17 protein-coding genes are annotated in these 19,095 nt (G+C 71.6%); 5 read left to right on the forward strand and 12 right to left on the reverse strand.

The genetic code is table 11. The annotated features are described in order from the left end of the window. Positions 1 to 1,343: 1,343 nt before the first annotated feature. A complete protein-coding gene (locus tag B5D66_RS23135; protein WP_144390285.1) occupies positions 1,344 to 1,760 on the forward strand; it encodes an STAS domain-containing protein in 417 nt (138 codons plus the stop codon). 413 nt (positions 1,761 to 2,173) lie between these two features. Here B5D66_RS23135 and B5D66_RS23140 read toward each other — a convergent pair whose 3' ends face one another. After that, positions 2,174 to 2,812 carry a TetR/AcrR family transcriptional regulator gene (locus B5D66_RS23140; RefSeq protein WP_078763930.1) on the reverse strand — a complete coding sequence of 213 codons (639 nt, stop codon included), beginning with the start codon at positions 2,810 to 2,812 and terminating at the stop codon, positions 2,174 to 2,176. Between the two features lie 500 nt (positions 2,813 to 3,312). On the opposite strand from B5D66_RS23140, the gene B5D66_RS23145 reads away from it, so the two are divergent. Beyond that, positions 3,313 to 5,592, forward strand: coding sequence for a glycoside hydrolase family 3 C-terminal domain-containing protein (locus B5D66_RS23145; RefSeq protein ID WP_078763931.1), 2,280 nt, complete (start codon positions 3,313 to 3,315; stop codon positions 5,590 to 5,592). Between the two features lie 229 nt (positions 5,593 to 5,821). Here B5D66_RS23145 and B5D66_RS23150 read toward each other — a convergent pair whose 3' ends face one another. From B5D66_RS23150 to ectA, 9 genes are all read right to left on the reverse strand, one after another. Beyond that, a complete protein-coding gene (locus B5D66_RS23150) occupies positions 5,822 to 6,283 on the reverse strand; it encodes a flavodoxin family protein (protein WP_078763932.1) in 462 nt (153 codons plus the stop codon). Between the two features lie 77 nt (positions 6,284 to 6,360). Beyond that, positions 6,361 to 7,182 (reverse strand): ectoine/hydroxyectoine ABC transporter ATP-binding protein EhuA, encoded by an 822-nt coding sequence (gene ehuA, locus B5D66_RS23155; RefSeq protein WP_078763933.1) that lies wholly within the window; start codon positions 7,180 to 7,182, stop codon positions 6,361 to 6,363. Next, a complete protein-coding gene (gene ehuD / locus B5D66_RS23160; RefSeq protein ID WP_078763934.1) occupies positions 7,169 to 7,822 on the reverse strand; it encodes an ectoine/hydroxyectoine ABC transporter permease subunit EhuD in 654 nt (217 codons plus the stop codon). Before ehuD ends, ehuA begins: the two co-directional genes overlap by 14 nt. Beyond that, the gene (gene ehuC / locus B5D66_RS23165; RefSeq protein WP_078763935.1) at positions 7,819 to 8,532 is read right to left on the reverse strand and encodes an ectoine/hydroxyectoine ABC transporter permease subunit EhuC; all 714 of its coding nucleotides are present in this window, start codon (positions 8,530 to 8,532) and stop codon (positions 7,819 to 7,821) included. Before ehuC ends, ehuD begins: the two co-directional genes overlap by 4 nt. Positions 8,533 to 8,542: 10 nt before the next feature. Further along, entirely contained in the window at positions 8,543 to 9,451 is a 909-nt protein-coding gene (gene ehuB / locus B5D66_RS23170) for an ectoine/hydroxyectoine ABC transporter substrate-binding protein EhuB (protein WP_078763936.1), read from the reverse strand. 215 nt (positions 9,452 to 9,666) lie between these two features. Further along, a complete protein-coding gene (gene thpD / locus B5D66_RS23175; protein WP_078763937.1) occupies positions 9,667 to 10,578 on the reverse strand; it encodes an ectoine hydroxylase in 912 nt (303 codons plus the stop codon). A gap of 55 nt (positions 10,579 to 10,633) precedes the next feature. Continuing rightward, a complete protein-coding gene (locus B5D66_RS23180; RefSeq protein WP_078763938.1) occupies positions 10,634 to 11,038 on the reverse strand; it encodes an ectoine synthase in 405 nt (134 codons plus the stop codon). Positions 11,039 to 11,139: 101 nt separating this feature from the next. Next, positions 11,140 to 12,405 carry a diaminobutyrate--2-oxoglutarate transaminase gene (gene ectB, locus B5D66_RS23185; RefSeq protein ID WP_078763939.1) on the reverse strand — a complete coding sequence of 422 codons (1,266 nt, stop codon included), beginning with the start codon at positions 12,403 to 12,405 and terminating at the stop codon, positions 11,140 to 11,142. Between the two features lie 98 nt (positions 12,406 to 12,503). Further along, complete coding sequence (gene ectA / locus B5D66_RS23190) at positions 12,504 to 13,016, reverse strand: diaminobutyrate acetyltransferase (protein WP_235001184.1); 513 nt, start codon at positions 13,014 to 13,016, stop codon at positions 12,504 to 12,506. An 803-nt stretch (positions 13,017 to 13,819) separates the two neighbouring features. Between ectA and B5D66_RS23195 the strand changes: the two genes are divergently transcribed. After that, entirely contained in the window at positions 13,820 to 14,083 is a 264-nt protein-coding gene (locus B5D66_RS23195; protein ID WP_078763940.1) for a WhiB family transcriptional regulator, read from the forward strand. 106 nt (positions 14,084 to 14,189) lie between these two features. Next, positions 14,190 to 15,401: a copper resistance CopC family protein gene (locus B5D66_RS26230; RefSeq protein WP_235001185.1), complete on the forward strand. Its 1,212-nt coding sequence runs from the start codon at positions 14,190 to 14,192 to the stop codon at positions 15,399 to 15,401. A gap of 78 nt (positions 15,402 to 15,479) precedes the next feature. Here the strand turns inward: B5D66_RS26230 and B5D66_RS23205 are convergent, their stop codons facing one another. Beyond that, positions 15,480 to 16,241, reverse strand: a complete 762-nt coding sequence (locus B5D66_RS23205; protein ID WP_078763941.1) for a PP2C family protein-serine/threonine phosphatase — start codon at positions 16,239 to 16,241, stop codon at positions 15,480 to 15,482. A 164-nt stretch (positions 16,242 to 16,405) separates the two neighbouring features. Further along, complete coding sequence (locus tag B5D66_RS23210) at positions 16,406 to 17,311, reverse strand: SDR family oxidoreductase (RefSeq protein WP_159457310.1); 906 nt, start codon at positions 17,309 to 17,311, stop codon at positions 16,406 to 16,408. Between the two features lie 432 nt (positions 17,312 to 17,743). On the opposite strand from B5D66_RS23210, the gene B5D66_RS23215 reads away from it, so the two are divergent. Further along, positions 17,744 to 18,985 (forward strand): glycosyltransferase, encoded by a 1,242-nt coding sequence (locus B5D66_RS23215; RefSeq protein ID WP_078763943.1) that lies wholly within the window; start codon positions 17,744 to 17,746, stop codon positions 18,983 to 18,985. The last annotated feature ends 110 nt before the right edge of the window (positions 18,986 to 19,095 follow it).

Here is a 19,095-nt window from a genome sequence, read left to right on the forward strand (position 1 = left end):
CCTCGAAGGCGGTATCCGCAACCGGCCGGACACGCCCCATGGCGTTGCGACGGACGACCGGGGCGTTCCACGCGTTCCCCCTCGCCGCGCCGGCCGTCCGGGGTGACGGCCATCGCCGTCCCGCCAGGTGCCGGGGGCGGTGTGGCGGGCGGGGCGGCGCGACGGGTTTTCCCGTCCTCCGTTCCGGCCTGCTCCGGCGCGTCCTGGATCGTCCGTGACGGCGTGGAGGTGGTCGGGCTCGTCGCGGAAGGAGCGGGGACGAGCGTGTCCGGTCCCGACACGCCGCAGACGGTGGGGCGGGGCGTCACGGCAGGGCGCGTTTCTCCCCGAGGTGCCAGGAACAGGTCCGACGCGGATGCGCCGCCTCCGTGGCCGTTCCCTGAGAGGAGCGCCGGTCGCGCCGTTTCCTCGGGTCTTCACGGTGGCCGGGTACGGCCAGGCCGCCTTCTCCGGCGCCGCGGAGTGGCCGACGGCCCCGATCACCCTCTGGTGAAATGTCGCTTTTCTAGAGAAAAGGAGTGTTTGGTCGTTTTTTCGGCGAAGGTGATGAGAAGCCGCGGGCCGAAGGGCGGGTGAAGCCGTCGAAGGACCTCACCACACTCCGAAGGGACGGCCATGGCACGGGGCTACTCGATGTTCGCGCCCAGGCAGGCCGGCGGTGAGCAGGGTGACGGCGCCCCGGCAAAGCGTCAGGAGGCGAAACGGATCACGAGCCGCCGTTGAGCCGGCGGACGCGCCGCGAGGGACCGGCCCCGGGGCGACGCACCCGGGAGAGGGAGGAGCGGGGACCCTTCCCCGTCCCCGCTCCCCCACGTGGCCGGGGACCGCCGGCCGGAACCGCCGGCCGGATGTCCTCGGCCCCGGCTCCGCCTGGCCCAGGCGTGGGGGTGCCTCGGCCGGCTCCGGGACGCGAACGATCGCGGACGCGGCCGGAGACCGCCGGGTACGGAGCCCGAGAGGAGGCGGACACCGGTCCCGAAAGCACCACCCGTCCCCGTCCACCCCGTCCCGTACCGGCCGACGCGGCCCCCTCCCGCCACGACCACAATCGGCCAGGGCGTTTCCGACCTTCGTCCCTGGCCTCCTTCCCCTTCGTCTCTTCACCAGGTCGCCCCCCGGACTCCCACGGCCGGTTTCCGCCGGCGCGCCCCCGCTGACCACGGTTCCTTCCCTTCTCCGCGCTGACCTAGGGGAGAGGGATGTTTACCCTCCGCAGGCGGGGCATCGAAAGGGCACGCGCCGCCCGGACGGCGCGCGGAGCGGGCCCTCGCCCCCCTCCTCCCGATACGGCGCCTTTCTCCCCTCCGGGCGCCTGAGGGCCCGCTCTCCCATAACAACCCGCTTTGCCCTCACTCCGACCACAGTGCAACGATGACGGCGACGAATCGCGACTCGCCCTCCTCGTCCTTCGGAGCTGGAAGGTCTCCGCCCACATGCACGCGCCCTGCGCCCACGACGCCCCACTCCTGGTCCCCGCTCCCGTGGAGATCGACATGGACGTGGCCGATGAGTTCGGGAGGCATCTCACCGAAGCCATCGCGGCCGGTCCACGCCGCGTCATCGTGGACATGACCCGCACGGTCTTCTGCGACTCCTCCGGCATCTCCGCGATCATGGCCGCGTTCAACCGGATCCACGCCGGCGGACCGCTCCTGTGCCTGGCCGCGCCCCACCCCCGGGTCCGCCGGGTCCTCACCATCGTCGGCCTCGACCTGCTCATGCCCGTCCACGCCGACCTGGACGAGGCCTTGACCGGTTGACGAGGCGTTTCCACGTGGGAGCGCGGACACCCTGATCCGGGCGCCCGCCCCGCGCTCCCGGGAGACGGCCCCTCACCGGGCCGGTCCTCCCCGGAGAGGATCCGGGGGGCGACGCCGCTCTCGGACGGCCGCTCTCAGGGGGATCGGCCCGGATCACCCGTCGCGGGCCTCGCGTCCGTGCCGACGGCACCGGGCCGCGCCCTGGACGGCCGTGTCCGCTCGGCGGCGGTGCCGACGCCTCCCCGAAACCGCCCAGCGGGCGGGGACCGCCGACCTCCTTCGGTGAGCCGACCGCCACGTTCCCCTCACCATGGGCGAGGCGTTCTCCGACGTCACACCCCCGTGACGTGGCTCGTGGTGCCGGCGTTCTCGGGGCGTGGGCGGGCCGGGCGCCGGTCCGGGAGCAGGGGCGCTCAGGAGCCGAGACCCGCGAACAGCACCTCGGCCGCGGCGTTCCACTCCTCGACGAGATCGGTGGTCTCGGGCGCGCGCAGCCACTGGGTCTGGAGGCCGTCCATCATCGCGACGAGCTGCCGGGCCAGCGACTCCGGCCGGTCGGTGAGGTCCCTGGCGAGCGCGGCGAGCACGGTGACCACCCGCTCCTGCCGGGCCACGAAATAGGCGTGGGCGGGGTGGCCGGGGTTCAGGGACTCGGCGTCCAAGACGGTGAACAGCCGCACGATCTCGGGCTGGGACGCGTTGCGGCGCACCAGGGCGGAGCACATGCGCCGCAGGTCGACGCCTGAGGGGGGCCCGGCGGACAGGTCGCCGGGCAGGTCGTGCTCGTCGACGCCGAGCTGTTCGGCGAGGGCCCGGGCGTCCTCGGCGTCGCGGTGGTCCAGGACCGCGATGAGCAGCCCGTCCTTGGAGCCGACGTGGTGCAGCAGCCCGGGGACGGTCAGCCCGCAGCCGTCGGCGACGTCCTGCATCGACAGTCCCCAGAAACCCCGTTCGGCGATCAGGCGGGTCGTCACCTCGACGATCTGCCGGCGTCGCTGCTCCGCCGGCAGACGCGGCCGATCCCGTCTATAGGTCGGCGCGCTCTCGGCCATGTTCGAGCACCTCTCCCACCGGATACCTCTTGCCTGGTCAGCACCAGGATGGCTAGATTAACGTCTACCTACTAACTACTAGGTAGTAGGTAGACGTCGTGGTCCCGTCCACCGAGCAGGGGGCGATCGCACAGCATGGCCCGAACACCAGCGGTCCGACCGTCCCACGGCCCGCCCGGCGCGAGCGCCGCTCCCCTCCTCGCGCCCCGGACTCCGGGAGGACGGAGGGCCCGCCCGTGAGGGCCCGCCCGCTCCGGCCCCCGCCGGCGCCCTCCCCGCCACGCGACCCCGCCCGCCCAGACGCCTCCCCGCCCGCTCGACAGGGCCGGACCGTGGACGCGGCGGGAGCGGCGGGGCGCCCGGGAACCGGCGTCCGCGGCCCTTCCCAGGCCACACGACGCCCGCGCGCGGCGGTTCCGCGTCCGGACAGGGCCGCGTCCACCGCGGGCGTCCCGTTCCTTTCCGGCACCCCGTCCGACCACCAGTCACGAGAGGAAGCCATGAGCGAAACCACCGACCTCAGCCTGGAGGAGAGGGCCGCGCTCGGCAGCGGCGCCGACTTCTGGACCACGAAGGCCGTCGGCCCCGTCCCGGCGATCTCACTGACCGACGGGCCGCACGGCGTGCGCAAGCAGACCGGCGCGTCGGACCACCTGGGGCTTTCGGCGAGCATCCCCGCGACGTGCTTCCCGCCCGCGGTCGGGCTCGGCCAGTCCTGGGACCCCGAACTCGTCGAGCGCGTCGGCGCGGCCCTGGGCGACGAAAGCCGGGCCGCCGGGGTGAACGTGCTGCTCGGCCCCGGTGTGAACATCAAGCGCGACCCGCGCTGTGGCCGCAACTTCGAGTACTACTCGGAGGACCCGCTCGTCTCCGGCGTTCTCGGCGCGGCCTGGGTGAAGGGACTGCAGAGCCGCGGCGTGGGCGCCTCGGTGAAGCACTTCGCGGCCAACAACGCCGAGCATGACCGGATGCGTTCGAGTTCCGACATCGACCCCCGCACGCTGCGCGAGATCTACCTGCGCGCGTTCCAGCGGGTCGTCGAGGAGGCGCGCCCCTGGACGGTGATGTGCTCCTACAACCGGATCAACGGGACCTACGCCGGTGAGAACGCGTGGCTGTTGACATCGGTCCTGCGCGACGAGTGGGGTTTCGACGGCGTCGTGGTCAGCGACTGGGGTGCCGTGCGGGACCGGGTCGCCTCGGTGGCGGCCGGCCTGGATCTTGAGATGCCGGCGACCGGTGGCGTGTCGGACGCGCGCGTGGTGGCCGCGGTCGCCGCCGGCGAGCTGGACGCGGCGGCCGTCGACCGTTCCGCGCGGCGCGTCGCGCGGCTCGCCGCCCGGGCCGCCGAGGGGGCGCGCGAGGGGGCGACGTTCGACGTCGACGCCCACCACGCCCTCGCCCGCGAGGCGGCCGGGCGCGGCGTCGTCCTGCTCAAGAACGACGGCGCGCTGCTTCCGCTCGCGCCCGGCGGCTCGATCGCCGTCATCGGCGAGTTCGCGCAGGCGCCGCGCTACCAGGGCGGCGGCAGTTCGCACGTGAACCCCACCCGCCTGGACGTTCCGCTCGACGAGGTGCGCCGGCTCGCCGGCGACGGCGACGTCTCCTTCTCCCCCGGTTTCACGACGGACGGGTCCGGCGACGCCGAGGCGTTGCGCGCCGAGGCGGTGCGGGCCGCGGCCGCCGCGCGGACCGCCGTCGTCTTCCTCGGGCTGGCCGCGCGGCAGGAGTCGGAGGGCTTCGACCGGGAGCACATCGAGCTGCCCCGGGAGCAGGTCGAACTGCTGGAGGCCGTCGTGCGGGCGCAGCCGCGCACCGTCGTCGTCCTCTCCCACGGGGGCGTGCTGCGGCTCGCCCCGGTCGCCGAGCTGGCGCCCGCGATCCTCGACGGCGCCCTGCTCGGGCAGGCGGGCGGCGGCGCGATCGCCGACGTGCTGTTCGGTGTCGTCAACCCGTCGGGGCGGTTGACGGAGACCGTCCCGGTGCGGTTGGAGGACTCCCCCGCCTACCTGTCCTTCCCCGGCGAGCACGGGCACGTGCTGTACGGTGAGCGGATCTTCGTCGGCTACCGCTGGTACGACGCCCGCGGCCTGGAGGTCACCTTCCCGTTCGGGCACGGCCTGTCCTACACCGAGTTCACCTACTCCGGCCTGGAGCTGGCGCCCTCCGAGGCGGGGGTGGCCGTGCGGCTCACGGTGTCGAACACGGGGACGCGGGCCGGGCGCGAGGTGGTGCAGGTCTACGCGGGGCTGCCGGCCTCGGAGGTGGCCCGGGCGCCGCGCTGGCTCGCCGGGTTCGCGGGGGTCACGTTGGACCCCGGCGAGAGCCGCACCGTCGAGCTGCTGCTCCGCCGGGAGGACCTCGCCTATTGGGATGTGCGGCAGGACCGTTGGGTGGTCGAGGGCGGCGACTACGTGATCTCGGTGGGCGCCTCCAGCCGCGACCTGCGCCTGACGGGGACCGTGGCCCTCGACGGCGACGGCGTCCGTCCGCCGCTCACCCTGGAGTCGACTCTCGGCGAGGTGCTCGCCGACCCCGTGGCCGGCCCGGTGCTGATGGAGGCCATGAGCGGCAGCGCCCTTCCCGGTGTAGCCGGCGATGAGGGGGCCGACCTGGGCATGGACATGCAGCGGATGATGGCGTCGATCCCGATCGACCGGATGGTCGCCTTCTCCGGCGGCCGGGTGGACCGCGCCCGGCTGGAGCAGCTGCTGGAGCACGCCAACGCGCGGCGCTCGACCGGTGCCCCCGCCGCGACCGGGACCGGGAAGGACTCCTGAGCGACGCGGCGGGCGCCCCACCGGACCCACCGGCCGGGGCGCCCGCCGCGCCGTGATCTCCCACGGAGGAACGGCACGGCCCCCGTGAAGAGGGCGCCGAGCTCCCCCGCCACGTGCCCCGGCACGATGCGGAGGATCGACGACGGCGCAGGCCGAGCGTCCGGACCGCGGCGACCGCGTGGTCCCTCGTCGGGCCGGACGCTCGCCGCGAGGACCGCGAACGCGTCCCCTAACCGACCCGTTCCAGGGTGGCGAGCGCGCTCAGCGCACCCAGCTCCCAGCACGCCTCGCGGGCCGCGGCGTCCGGGGCGCCGGTGACGCTGACCGGGGGACGGTGCCGGTGCCAGGACATGCCCTTGGCGATCGCCTCGACGGCGCGGACCGCGCCCGCGGTGTCGTCGTTGCCGTGCACGTACAGCGCGTAGGGCAGGCCGGCCGTGTCGGTCAGGCACGGGTAGTAAACACCGTCGAAGAAATGTTTGAGGGCGCCGGACATGTAGCCGATGTTGGCGGGCGTGCCGAGGACGACGCCGTCCGCGGCCAGGACATCGACGGCCGTCGCCGCGAGCGCGGGACGGGTGACCACCTCGACGCCCTCGATCTCGTCGGTGCGCGCCCCCTCCAGCACGGCCTCCAACAGGACCTGCGTGGCCGGTGACGGGGTGTGGTGCACGATCAGCAGTCGGGCCATGCCACCAGCTTCGCAGAGGAGCCGCCGCGCCGGGGAGAACCGGGCCGGCCGGGCCTGCGCGGCCGGCCCGGCGGGTCTCACCCCTCCAGGACCGCGTGCAGGAACTCCTTGGTGCGTTCCTCGTGGGGGTCGCCGAAGATCTGTTCCGGCGGCCCCTCCTCGACGATCCGGCCCTGGTCGAACATCAGCACCCGGTGAGAGACGTCCTTGGCGAAGGCCATCTCGTGGGTCACCGACAGCATCGTGATGTCGGTGGTGCGCGCGATCTCGCGCAGCACGTCCAAGACCCCCGCGACCAGCTCGGGGTCCAGGGCCGAGGTCACCTCGTCGAGCAGCAGGATCTGCGGGCGCATCGCCAGCGCCCGGGCGATCGCGACCCGTTGCTGCTGCCCTCCGGAGAGCTGGGTGGGGTGGGCGTCGATCTTCTGCCGCAGCCCCACCATGTCCAGCAGCTCCTCCGCCCGCTGGTCGGCCTCCTCCCGGGAGATCCCCAGCGTGTGGACGGGCGCCTCGGTGATGTTGCGGCGCACGCTCATGTTCGGGAACAGGTTGAACTGCTGGAAGACCATCCCGATCTTCTTACGCACCTCACGCTGGTGCTTCTCGTTGGCCGGGACGAGCCGCCCGTTACGCCGCATGTGGCTGAGCGAATCGCCGTTGACCCAGATGACGCCGCCGTTGACCCGCTCCAACGTCATCAACAGCCGCAGGATCGTGGTCTTACCCGAACCGCTGGGACCGATCAGGGTGACCCGTTCGCCCGCGTCCACGGTGAAGTCGAGTTCACGCAGGACGACGTTGCGGCCGAACCTCTTGACCACCTTGTCGAACCGGATCAGCGGCTCCTCACCGGGGGCGTGACCCGCGGCGCCGGCCGGGAGGTTGTCAGATTGCGGCATAGCGTCGCTCCAGGAATCGGATCAGGATCGCGGCCGGCACGCTCACGCAGATGAAGAGCAGGCCGACCACCGTCATCATTTCGAGGTACTTGAAGTACTGGCCACCCAGGCGGTTGGCCTCGAACAGCAGCTCGGGCACGGTGATCGCGAACAGCAGCGGGGTGTCCTTGAACATCGAGATCAGGTAGTTGCCCAGCGCCGGGATCACCCTGCGCACCGCCTGCGGCAGGACCACCGCCGTCCAGGTGCGGCGGGCCGGCAGGCTCAGCGCCCGGGCCGCCTCCCACTGGCCGCGCGGCACCCCCTCCAGACCCGAGCGGTACACCTCGGCGGTGTAGGCCGCGTAGTGGACGCCCAGTCCGATGATGCCCGCCGTCAACGGCGAGAGCTGGACCCCCACAGATGGCAGCACGTAGAAGACGAAGAAGAGCTGGACCAGCAGCGGCGTGCAGCGGATGAACTCCATGACCCAGTGCACGACGGCGGCCACCGGACGCGGCGCCGCGCGCCGGACCATCGCCACGACCAACCCCAGGACCAGCGCGAACGCATAGGAGACGACCGTGGCCAACAAGGTGTAGCGCAGGCCCAGCAGCAGGTCGGGCAGGACCTCGCCGACGAATCCCCAGTCGAACGTCACGCTCCACCGCCCTTCACCGCGGCGGCGATCCGGCCGCCGCGCCTCGTCGGCTTCGCCGGAGCCCGGCCCAGCCGCCGGTCGGCCCGGCGCTCGGCCATCCGCACGAAGAACAGCAGGACCTGGGCGATGATGAAGTACATGACCAGGGCCGCGGTGAACGCCAGCGCCGTGTCACCGGAGAAGGTGCGCAGCTGCTGGGCGACGAACGTCAGGTCCGACACCGCGATGAGCGAGACGACCGCGCTGCCCTTCATCAGCTCGATCGCCAGGTTGCCGAACGTGGGCAGCATCTGCGCCCACGCCTGCGGCAGGATCACCATGCGCATCCGCTGCACGGGGGTCATGTTCAACGCCACCGTGGCCTCGTACTGGGCCCGGGGCACGGCCTTGATCGCGCCGCGCACGTTCTCGGCGCCATAGGCCCCGACGTTGAGCCCGAGCGCGAGGATCGCGGCGAACACCGGTTCCACCCGGTAGCCGGTGACCAGCGGCAGGGCGTAGAACAGCCAGAACATCAGCACCAGCGCCGCCACACCGCGGAACACCTCGACGTAGACGGCCGCGGCCGCGCGCAGCACCGGGTTGCGGACGCTGCCCACGATGCCGACCGTCATCGCGATGACGAACGCCAGGGCGCAGCCGCCGAGCGTGATCAGCAGGGTGTACCAGGCGCCGTTGAGGTACAACGGCAGGAGGTCGAAGAAGGTCATCGTGGTCTCCTCACGCCCGGCACAGACGGTCGGCGGTCAGATCGCCGGGGAGTTCCTCCTCGGTGAACCCGAACGGTTCGATGATCTCCAGCAGGCGCCCGCTGTCCTTGAAGTCGGCCAGGACACCGTTGAAGGCGTCCCGCAGGTCGGTGTCGGCCGGGCGCACCGCGAACCCCCCGCCGCCGATGATCTCCTCGCCCGTCTCCTGATCGATCGGGAAGAACCCCTCGGTCACCTCGAAAGGGCCGCCCCGCTGGTCCAGCATCCAGCGCAGTGAGATCGCGGTCAGCGCGACCGCGTCGATCCGGCCGGTCTCCAGCAGCTCATAGGCGCTGGGCGTGTCCGGGGCGGTCTGGATCTGGGCGGCGGGAACCCCCTGCCCCTCGGCCATCTGCTGTTCGACGGTCGCGTTCATGACGCACAACACGGCGTCGGGGTTGTCGGCGACGTCGCCGAACGTGGTGATGCCGAGCGGGTTGCCCTCGCGGACCAGGAAGGCGGTGCGGCTGAGGTAGTCCGGGTCGGTGAACGCGACCTGCTCGCAGCGTTCGGGGGTGATCGCCATCCCGGCGGCCACCATGTCGAACTGGCCGCCCACCAGGCCCGGGATCAGGCCGCTGAACTGGACCGGGACGCCGCGGATCTCCTCGATCCCCAGCTCGGCGAAGATCGCCTTGGCGAGTTCGGGGGCCTCGCCGGTGAGTTCACCGGTGGCCAGGTCGGTGTAGCCGTAGGGGGCCTCGTTGGCGAATCCGACGTTGATGTACCCCTGTTCGCGGATCCGGTCGAAGGTGTTGCCGGTACCGACCTTCGAACAGCCGCTCAACAGCGGCGGTGCAAGGAGCGCGGCCAGACCGGCGCCGCCCGCGCTCGCGAAGAAGCGCCGGCGGTCCGGACCGCTTCCTCGAATCCTCGTCATGCTCTTCTCCTCGGGGAACCACGCGGCGCCCCCTCCCCGAGGGAGGGGGCGCCGCGCGTCTTGTGCGGGATGGGGGTGGGGTGGCCCGGTGGAACCGGTCCCGCCCCACCCCCGTGCCCCGCCGGGCGGACGGTACCCGGCCGGTCACGGGCGCGTGCCCGCCAAGCGGGCGTGCCCGCGATCGGCCGGTCCTAACATCCGCTCCGGCGAAGGCGTCAGATCACCGGCGTGAAATCACGCGCGCCGACGAACGTGGGCCGCGGGCTGGGCGCCGCGAAAGGCTCCCCGCACGTGTTGTCGACGCTGTTGAAGACGATGAACACGTTGGAACGGGGATAGGGCGAGATGTTGCCGCTGGACCCGTGCATGCAGTTGCAGTCGAAGAAAAGGCCGGTACCGGCCGGTCCGGTGATCATGTCGATGCCGTGCTTGTCGGCCAGGATCGTCAGGCTGCTCGGATCGGGAGTGCCGATCTCCTGCTTCTTCAGCGAGTCGCGATAATGCCCCTCGGGCGTCTCGCCGACACAGCTCACATAGGTCTTGTGCGACCCCGGCATGATCATCAGGCACCCGTTGTAGGGGTGGTTGTCGGTCAGCGCCAGCGAGAGGCTGACCGCCCGCGGCCGGGGCATGCCGTCCTCGGCGTGCCAGGTCTCGAAGTCGGAGTGCCAGTAGAAGTCACCCCCGCCGAAGCCCGGCTTGTAGTTCACCCGGCTCTGGTGGACGTAGACGTCGGAGCCGAGGATCTGGCGGGCGCGGCCCACCACGCGCGGGTCGCGGACCAGCTTCGCGAACACCTCGCTGATCTTGTGCACCTCGAAGATGGAACGGACCTCGTCGGAGGAACGCTCGACGATGGTGCGCTCGTCCCGCTTGATCGCCTCGTCACCGGCGAGCCGGTCCAGCTCGGCGCGGTAGATGGCGAGCTCCTCGGCGGTCACCAGCGCCTCGGCCTGGTAGTAGCCCTTGGTGTCGAAGGAGTCCAGCTCCTCCTGGGACATCGGGCCGTCGGCCGCGGTCCCCCAGACCGCGGGGTCCCTGCGGTAGAGCAGTGCGGGTTCGGTTCCCTTGCGCGTCGGGTAGTCGTCCGTGGTCGGCTGTTCGAAGTCGGTCGTGATCAGTGTCATCTTCGAGCCCCCTCCAGGGATCTCTGTCCTGCGCTGTGCCCGGACCGGTCGCGCCCTACCTCTGTGCCGCGGGCTCCTCGTGCAACAACGGGTAGACCCCGTTCTCATCGTGAACCTCGCGGCCCGTCACCGGCGGGTTGAACACGCACAGCACCCGGAAGTCGGTCTTGGGACGGACCGTGTGGTGCTCGTGCCCGTCGAGGAGGTAGAGCGTGCCGGGCGTGATCAGATGGGTCTCGCCCGTCTCCTCGTTGGTGACCTCCGCCTCGCCCTCGATGCAGTGCACGAGCTCGATGTGGTTGGCGTACCACATGCGCGTCTCGGTGCCCGCGTACAAGACGGTCTCGTGGAACGAGAAACCAACACCGTCCCTGGCGAGCACGACGCGGCGGCTGCGCCAGGTCTCGGTCTTGATGTCGGCGTCGGTGTCGTTGACGTCGTCCAGGCTGCGAACGATCACGGCGGTCGCGTCTCCTCTTCCTTCTCTCGCGGTGGGGACGGTGTCCCCGAGTACGGGGCCCGGATTCGCTCCGGGCCCCGGGTCCTTCTGCCGGCCGCGGCTCAGGCCGGCTGCGGCACCTTGACGGCGGCGCGCACGGATTCGGCGATGATGTCCAGGCCCTGTTCCAGCTCCTCGCGGGAGGTGGTCAGCGGCGGCAGGAGCTTGGCGACCTCGTCCTCGGGACCGGAGGTCTCCATGAGCAGGCCGCGCTGGAACGCCTCGGCGCACACGGACTTGGCCAGGCCCTCCTCGGTGAAGGCGAGGCCGCGAGCCATCCCCCGGCCGCGGGCGTGGGCGCCCGTCTGCGGGTGCTCCTCGGCGATGGCCTCCAGGCGGGAGCCGATCAGCTCGCCCTTGGCGACGGTCTCCCGCTGCAACTCGTCGTCGCGCCAGAAGGTGGTCAGGGCCGCGGTGCCGGTGACGAAGGCGGGGTTGGGGCCCCGGAAGGTGCCGTTGTGCTCGCCCGGCTCCCACACGTCCAGCTCGCGCTTGAACAGGGTGAGGGCCATCGGCAGGCCATAGCCGCTGATGGACTTCGACAGCGTGACGATGTCCGGCTCGATACCGGCCTCCTCGAAGGAGAAGAACGGCCCGGTCCGGCCACAGCCCATCTGGATGTCGTCGACGATGAGGAGCATCTCGTACTCCTTGCACAGCGCGGCCAGGCCGCGCAGCCACCCGGCGCTGGCGACGTTGATGCCGCCCTCCCCCTGCACCGTCTCGACGATGACCGCCGCCGGCTTGTCCAGGCCGCTGCCGCTGTCCTCCAGCAGGCTGCGCAGCCACAGGAAGTCCGGCGTCCGGCCGTCCATGTAGCCGTCGAACGGCATGGTCGCGGCGTGGCCCAGCGGAACGCCGGCGCCGCCGCGCTTCATCGAGTTGCCGGTGACCGCGAGCGCGCCCAGGGTCATGCCGTGGAAGCCGTTGGTGAAGCTGATGACGGTCTCGCGGCCGGTGTACTTGCGGGCGAGCTTGAGCGCCGCCTCGACCGCGTTGTTGCCGGCCGGGCCGGGGAACTGGACCTTGTAGTCCAGCCCGCGGGGGGCGAGGATCACCTCGCCGAAGGTTTTCAGGAAATCGCGTTTGGCCGTGGTGTAGGCGTCCAGGCTGTGGACGATGGAGTCCCCGATGAGATAGTCGAGGAGCTCGGTTTTGAGGCGGGGATTGTTATGCCCGTAGTTGAGCGATCCCGCGCCCGCGAAGAAGTCGAGATAGGGACGGCCGGATTCGTCGTAGACGTGACTGCCGCGCGCCTCGTTGAAGACGACCGGCCAGCCACGGCAGTAACTACGGACTTCCGATTCGAGGCGTTCGAAGATCTCCATCGTTTCCCCTTGTGTCCTTTCCGCAATCCACCGCGTGCGGGGCGGCGGGGTCGGGATGAGTCGGGCGTCGCTGTGAACGTCGAGTCGGGTGGAACGGGTCAGCCGATCGGACCGATGCGCACGAGTTCCTCCGGTTCGTGCCCGTCAGGGCCGTCGGCGGGGAAGTGCTCGCGTCCGAACAGGGGAGTCCAGGCGATGTGGGCGCCACGGTCGCGGGCGAACGAGGCGAACAGCGCGCGCGAGGCCGTGTTGCCGGGGGTGACGGTCGCCTCCAGGCGGGTGAGGCCAGTGGCGACGACGCGATCGGCGATGTGGTCGAGCATCCTCCGGGCCAGCCGGCGGCCGCGGAACGCGGGGTCGACGCCGACCTGCCACAGGAAGTAGGTCTCGGGGGAGTCCGGGCGGACGTAGCCGGTGACGAAACCGCGGACGACGCCCTCGGCGTCGTAGGCGACCAGCGAGGTCCGCGCGAAGTCGCGGCACCACAGGGCGTAGGCGTACGGGGAGTTCACGTCGAGCCCGCAGTCACCCGCCAGGCGCCACAGGTGCCGTCCGTCCTCCAACGATGGCGCGGCCAGACGCACCCCGTCGGGGTCCACGGGAGCGTCCACGCGACGGTCGTGGACGTATCCGGAATCGTCTCGGTCGGCTGGAGCTGTTCGTTGAAGAGGCACGTCGCAGGAATTTAGCGAACGTTCCTGAGCGAAATTTCCGGGATTTCAGTGGTGAATGTTTCGGCGATGTTGCACCGGGTAGGGCTCGTTCATTTAAAAACGCGGTTCCCGGCGTCGCCGCGCTGGTCACGGCCGCTCTCGGGGTCGCTCCGCGCCGGCCCTCGGTTGCCACCAGGGGGTTCGAAACGCCTCGGGCGCGGCCGTGGAAACGGGCCGCGCGGATCGCGTTCCACCCTTCGCGTGGAACCACAGCCAAACATAGGGCCTCACACACGGAACTTTAAGGGTGGCATAGATCACACGGAATCTATCGAAGTAGGGATATTCATCGCCATTATCGACACCCTCTGTTCCACATGAGGCAACACGCCCCCCTCGCCCCGGACCGCGCGCACCTCCCGCGACGACCACCGCCGGGACCGCCCCCGCCCGCCCCGCGACCGCCCCATCCTCGTGTGAGCTTTTGCACCGTATGCACGAAAAGTGCCATAACAGCGGCGCTTCCAGGGGAATTTTCTCGCTGACCTTCTGTAGTACGACCCGGCGTAGTACTACAATCGGTCGAGACGCGACGGTGCTTCCCTGGCACATCCACGGGTAGCCCGCGCGCGGGCCCCGTCGCCCTTCGACGGGACCCGAGGTCCGCCCGCGGTGCAGCGAACGGCCATCCGCGGCCACCTCATCCCACGGTGGATCACCGTGGGTTCCGAGGACACGAGCCAGGGATTCGGAGGCACCTGGTGAACCGCCTTTACCACGAAAGCGAAGACTGGGTCGCGCAGGGCGCCTGCCGCAGCTACGACCCCGAACTGTTCTTCCCGGTGAGCACGACCGGGCCTGGGCGGCATGACGCGGAGCTCGCCAAGGCCATCTGCCGTACGTGTACTGTTCGCCAAGAGTGCCTGCGGTGGGCACTGCGCGCCGGGGAGGCGCATGGGATCTGGGGTGCGACAACGCCCGAGGAACGCCGCTACATGCGCCGCGAGCTGGTCCCCGCCAGCTGACCCGGCCATGCGCCATCGGCCGTCAGACCCTCCGGTCTGACGGCCCTTCGCTTCCGCGGTACCGGTTCTCGGCCGGTCCCTTGGTCACCTGTTAGGTTCTGAGACCGTGCACCTGCCTACCCGGGGCCCCCTGTGGCTCCTGCGGACGGCCGTCCTGGCCCTGGCGTGCACCGGCCTGTCCTGGTCCGGCCACGCCGCGTGGTCGGACGGTACCGCCCCGCCCGGGACCCTGGCGCTCGCGACGCTGTTCATGGCGTTCGCGCTCACCCCATTCACCCGGGCCCGGCGCGGCCCCGGCGAGATCTTCGCGGTCCTGGCCCTCGCCCAGGCGGGGCTGCACCTGCTGTTCCAGTCCCCCCAGGCGGGGCCGGCGAGCACGTCGCTCGCGCACATCGGCCACTTCTGCCTGGCCGGGTACTCCCCCGGCATGCTGGCCGGCCACCTGTGGGCCGCGCTGCTCGCCACGGCCCTGCTCTCCCACGGCGAAACCGGGCTGTGGGCGCTGGCCACCCTCGTCCTGCGCGCGCTTCCCCGCCCGGTGGCGGCGCCCCTTCCGCCCCTGCCCCCGCGCCCCCTCCTCCCCATCCGGCCGCCCGCCATGCGCCCTCGCTCGGGTCTGGCGCGCCGGTCCCGCCCCCGCGGGCCACCATCCGTTGTTCGTCGTCCCCGTCCGAAACGAATCCGACGAGCACCGGAAAGGTCTCTCATGGCATCCACCATCACGTCCCGGCGCAGGTCCCGCCTGCCGATCGCGTTCGGCCTCTCGTTGCTGCTGGCCCTGGCACCGGCGCAGAGCGCGCTGGCCCACAACGTCTTGCTGTCGTCCTCCCCCGAGGACGGGGCGACCCTCGACGAGGCGCCCCAGGAGGTGGTCCTCACCTTCAACGCCGAGGTCAACGAGGGCGGTAACGGCATCGTCGTCTCCGACCCCAACGGGGAGAACGTCGCCGAGGGCGAGGTCCGTCTCGACGGCGAGAAGGCCGCGATCGACCTGGTCCCCCTGACGGAGTCCGGCGAGTACACGATCAACTACCGGATCATCTCGGCCGACGGCCACCCGCTGGAGGACGAACTGGCCTTCACCCTCTCCGAGGAGGCCGTCGCCGCGGCGTCCCCCGAGGCCGAGGAGAGCCCGGCCACCCAGACATCCCCCACCGCCGAGGAGAGCCCCACCTCCGAGGAGGGGCCGGTCGCCAATCCCACCTCCACCGCGGGACCGTGGGGTCCGGCGCTGGCGGTGGTCGGCGCCCTGGCCGTGGTCGGCCTGATCGTCATCGTCATCGTCCGGCTGCGCAGGCGCCCCGGCGGGCAGGGCTGATCCCCGGCTGAAAAACACCGCGGCCCCGCGGGGGAATCCTCCCCGCGGGGCCGCGCGCGTTCCCGTGCCGCCGGGGTCTCAGCCGCGGCGCACGAGCAGAATGCTGATGTTGTCGCGTCCGGAGGCGTCCATGGCGGCCTGCCACAGGTTGAACACGGCCGCCTCGTCACTGCCGGAGCCCGCGATGATGCGCTCCATCTCCTCCAGCGCCACGAGGTCGGACAGGCCGTCGCTGCACATCAACCACGCCCCGGGACCGGGTTCGGGGTCGCGGCCGACGTGGGGCTCCATCGGGCTGGCGCCGCTGCCGCCGAGCGACTGGGTGATGAAGTTCGTGGTGACCGGCTTGCCGTCCTCGGAAGGGGGCAGCGCCGGCGAGTCGTCCTGGGAGAGCTGGTAGAGCCGGCCGTCTTGGAGACGGTAGGTGCGCGAGTCGCCGACGTTGAACCAGTAGTTGCCGTCGGCGGTCAGCAGCATGCCCGCGACCGTCGTGCCCATGCCGGAGAACTCGGTGTGCTGGCTGGCGTGCTCCTTGATCTCCTCGTCGATGTGCTTGAGGAGTTGTTCCACCGCCTCGGGGCCGACCAGGTCGGCGCCGCTCTCGGCCATGCGATGGACGGCGTGCTCGGAGGCGATCTCTCCCGCGGCGTGTCCGCCGAGGCCGTCGGCGACGGCGACGACGAGGGGCTCGGCCAGGGGGAGCACGCAGCGCGCGGGCATCTTCATGTCGGCGCCGGCCACCGTGAGCGCGCCCATCACCACGGCGTCCTCATTGGCCTGGCGAACAGCGCCCCGGTGCGTGAGGGCCGTTACCGCGACTGCCCCGCCATCGACACCCATGCACCCTACCTCCTGTTTCATCGGCAGTACCTGCCGAACAGTCCCAAGCGGCGCCTCTGCCGGACGGTGGCGAGGCGCGTTGATCATGTAACCGTATCGGGGGACGGTCGGCCACGGCTAAAACCCGCGTACATCATGGCGGAAATCGCCACGATGCGCAGTTCCTATCCTGCCCCCGCTTCGCGCCGATCCGCATCCGGCCACCCGTGAGGAGCACGCCGGGGCACCTCCGGCCGCCTCCGCGTGATCCCCGCCACGGACAGCACCGCGCCCGTCCCCAGGTCCACCCCCTCGCGGGCGAGGTCCACGTAGGCCGCCGCGACGTCGTGGGGGTCGTCCTCCTCGGCGGGGACCAGACAGTTGATCCGCACCCCGCGATCGGCCAGGATGCCGGCCAGGGAGCGGGGCAGGGACATGACGCCGGCCGCGCCGGCCGCGTGGTCGATGTGCTCGGGGGAGCCGTGGTCGCCCGACGGGGCACCGGTGAGGACGATCGAGGCGCCCGCGGGCAGGAACACCCGTGCCGCCTGGATCAGCCATAGCGCACTGTAGAAGGTCGCGCGCAGGGTGCGGTCGAGCCGGTCGGTGGTGATGTCCATGAGCCCGTCGTGGTCGCGCGGGCCCGGGCCGCACACGACCAGCAGGTCGATGCCGCCGAACTCCAGGGTGGTGTGCGCCACCGCCCCGCGGCAGTCGGCCTCGCGCGTGGGGTCACAGCGGACGGGCAGCGCGCAGGCCCCCAGGTCGGCGAGCATCCGTGCCGTCGTGTGCAGGGGATCGGCGGGGACGCCGTTCGCGGCGGGGGTCGCCCGTCTCCATCCCTGCGGTGCCGCGGGTTTCGAGGGGCCTCCGGGGTCGTCGGCGACGGCGACCGCCGCCCCCTCCTTGGCCAGTGCCGCGGCGACCTCGCGTCCCGGGCCGGTGCCGTCGACCAGGCCGCCGACCACGAGGGCGCGCCGTCCCGTCAGCCGACCGCGGCCGGTGTAGTGGGGGATCGGGTCGTGCGGCACCGTCGTGCGTGCGGGGAACGCCCTGTCGGCCGGCCAGCGTGACGCTTTTGACCCTTTCATCACGTTTTCTCCCATCCGGGACCTCCGCCCCTGTGTCGCTGCCGGAGCGTGCCCGAGAAGATCACCCGCAAACCGCTCCCGGCCTGCCGGAGCGCCGGGTTCCGCCATCGGCACAGGTAATCGGGCGTTGTCTTTATCGCAAACCTCTGACACAATGACGGCGTTGGGTGTCTAAGACGCAGACACACCTTCGCCTTCGTGCGCTCGCACCTGGCCGCAACGGCCGGAGTGTTCTCGAGCGCTTTTCGTGTTTCTCCGAACGGCCAAAGGTGTGATTCTCATGCGTCTGCCCTCCCCTCTTCTTTCTCTCCCCCGTCCCGTACGGCTCCCGTCGGCCTGGCCGCTCCCCTTTCCCTGCACCGAAGGGGTCCTTCGCCATGGGCGCACGTCGATCGACTCTCCGGGTCGCCGTCTCACCACGAGGAGTTTCACGTGAAGATCGCCTTGGTTTCCGAGCACGCCACCCCGCTTCCCGCCCACAAGGGTGAGCCGACCTGCGGTGACAGCGTCCACGTCGCCGCCCTGGCCCGCCACCTCGCCAAGAACGGCCACCGTGTCACCGTCTACGCCCGTTGCTCCGACGCCGAATCGGCCGGCCGCTCCCGCATGGGCCGCGGCGTCGCGGTCGAGCACCTGACCGCCGGCCCGGCCCGCCCGCTGGGGACCGACGAGGAGGCCGAGCACACCGGCGCCTTCGCCAAGGCGCTGGCCGGCGCGCTCGCCGAGGACACCCCCGACGTCGTGCACGCCTTCGGCTGGACCAGCGGCCTGGCCGCGCTGTCGGCGCTGCGCGGTCTGACCGAGCAGCGCCCGCCGCTGGTGCAGACGTTCCACTCGCTCAACGTCGCCGAGCAGCGCGCCGGCCTGCCCGGCCGGACCGAGCGCGTCCGCCTGGAGGCCGCGATCGCCGGGCGCGCCGACGCCGTTGTCGTCGACTCCGCCGACCAGCGCTTCGAGCTGGCCCGCATGGGGCTGCCCCGGCCGCGCGTCAGCGTGGTGCCCTACGGCGTCGACACCGACCAGTTCCTGCCCGAGGGCGGAACCGCGGCGGGCCCCTGGCGCGGCCGCCGTGAGCAGCGCACCCGCATCATCTCGGTCACCGGCCTGGGGCCCGAGAGTGGCGCCGACACCCTCATCCGTTCCATGGCGCGGGTCCCCGACGCCGAGCTCGTCATCGTCGGCGGCCCCTCCTCCGAGAACCTGGCCATCGACCCCGACGCCCGCCGGCTGGAGCTGGTCGCCAAGGAGGCCGGCGTGGACGAGCGGGTGACGCTCCTCGGCTCCGTCGACCGCAAGGAGCTGCCGCGTCTGCTGCGCTCGGCCGACGTCTACGCCTCGGCCGCCCTGTACGACCCCTACGGCGGCGCGGTGCTGGAGGCCATGGCGTGCGGGCTTCCGGTTGTGGCCACCGCCGTTGGAGGCGTCACCGGCGCCGTGCTCGACGGCACCACCGGCGTGTTGCTGCGCCAGGCCCGGCCCGACTCGCTGGCGCGTGTGCTGCGTCACCTGGCCGCCGACTCCACCACGCGCACCGCCTACGGAATCGCCGGGGCCGACCGCGCCGCCTCCCGCTTCGGCTGGCAGCGCGTCGCCGCGGAGACCGAGCGGGTCTACTCCCGGGTGCTGCCGATGGAGGAGGAGATGCCCATGGCGGTCGGCGATGATGCACACTAGTCCGCGTACGACCTCCTAGGTCATATCCGGCGAATGTCGCGGCAACGACTTTCCGCCTCCACCCCCAGGGGGGTGAGGGCCGTCCTCCCCGGCCGGTCCCCGCGCCCTGC

The organism is Marinactinospora thermotolerans DSM 45154, from assembly GCF_900167435.1.
Classification (GTDB): domain Bacteria; phylum Actinomycetota; class Actinomycetes; order Streptosporangiales; family Streptosporangiaceae; genus Marinactinospora; species Marinactinospora thermotolerans.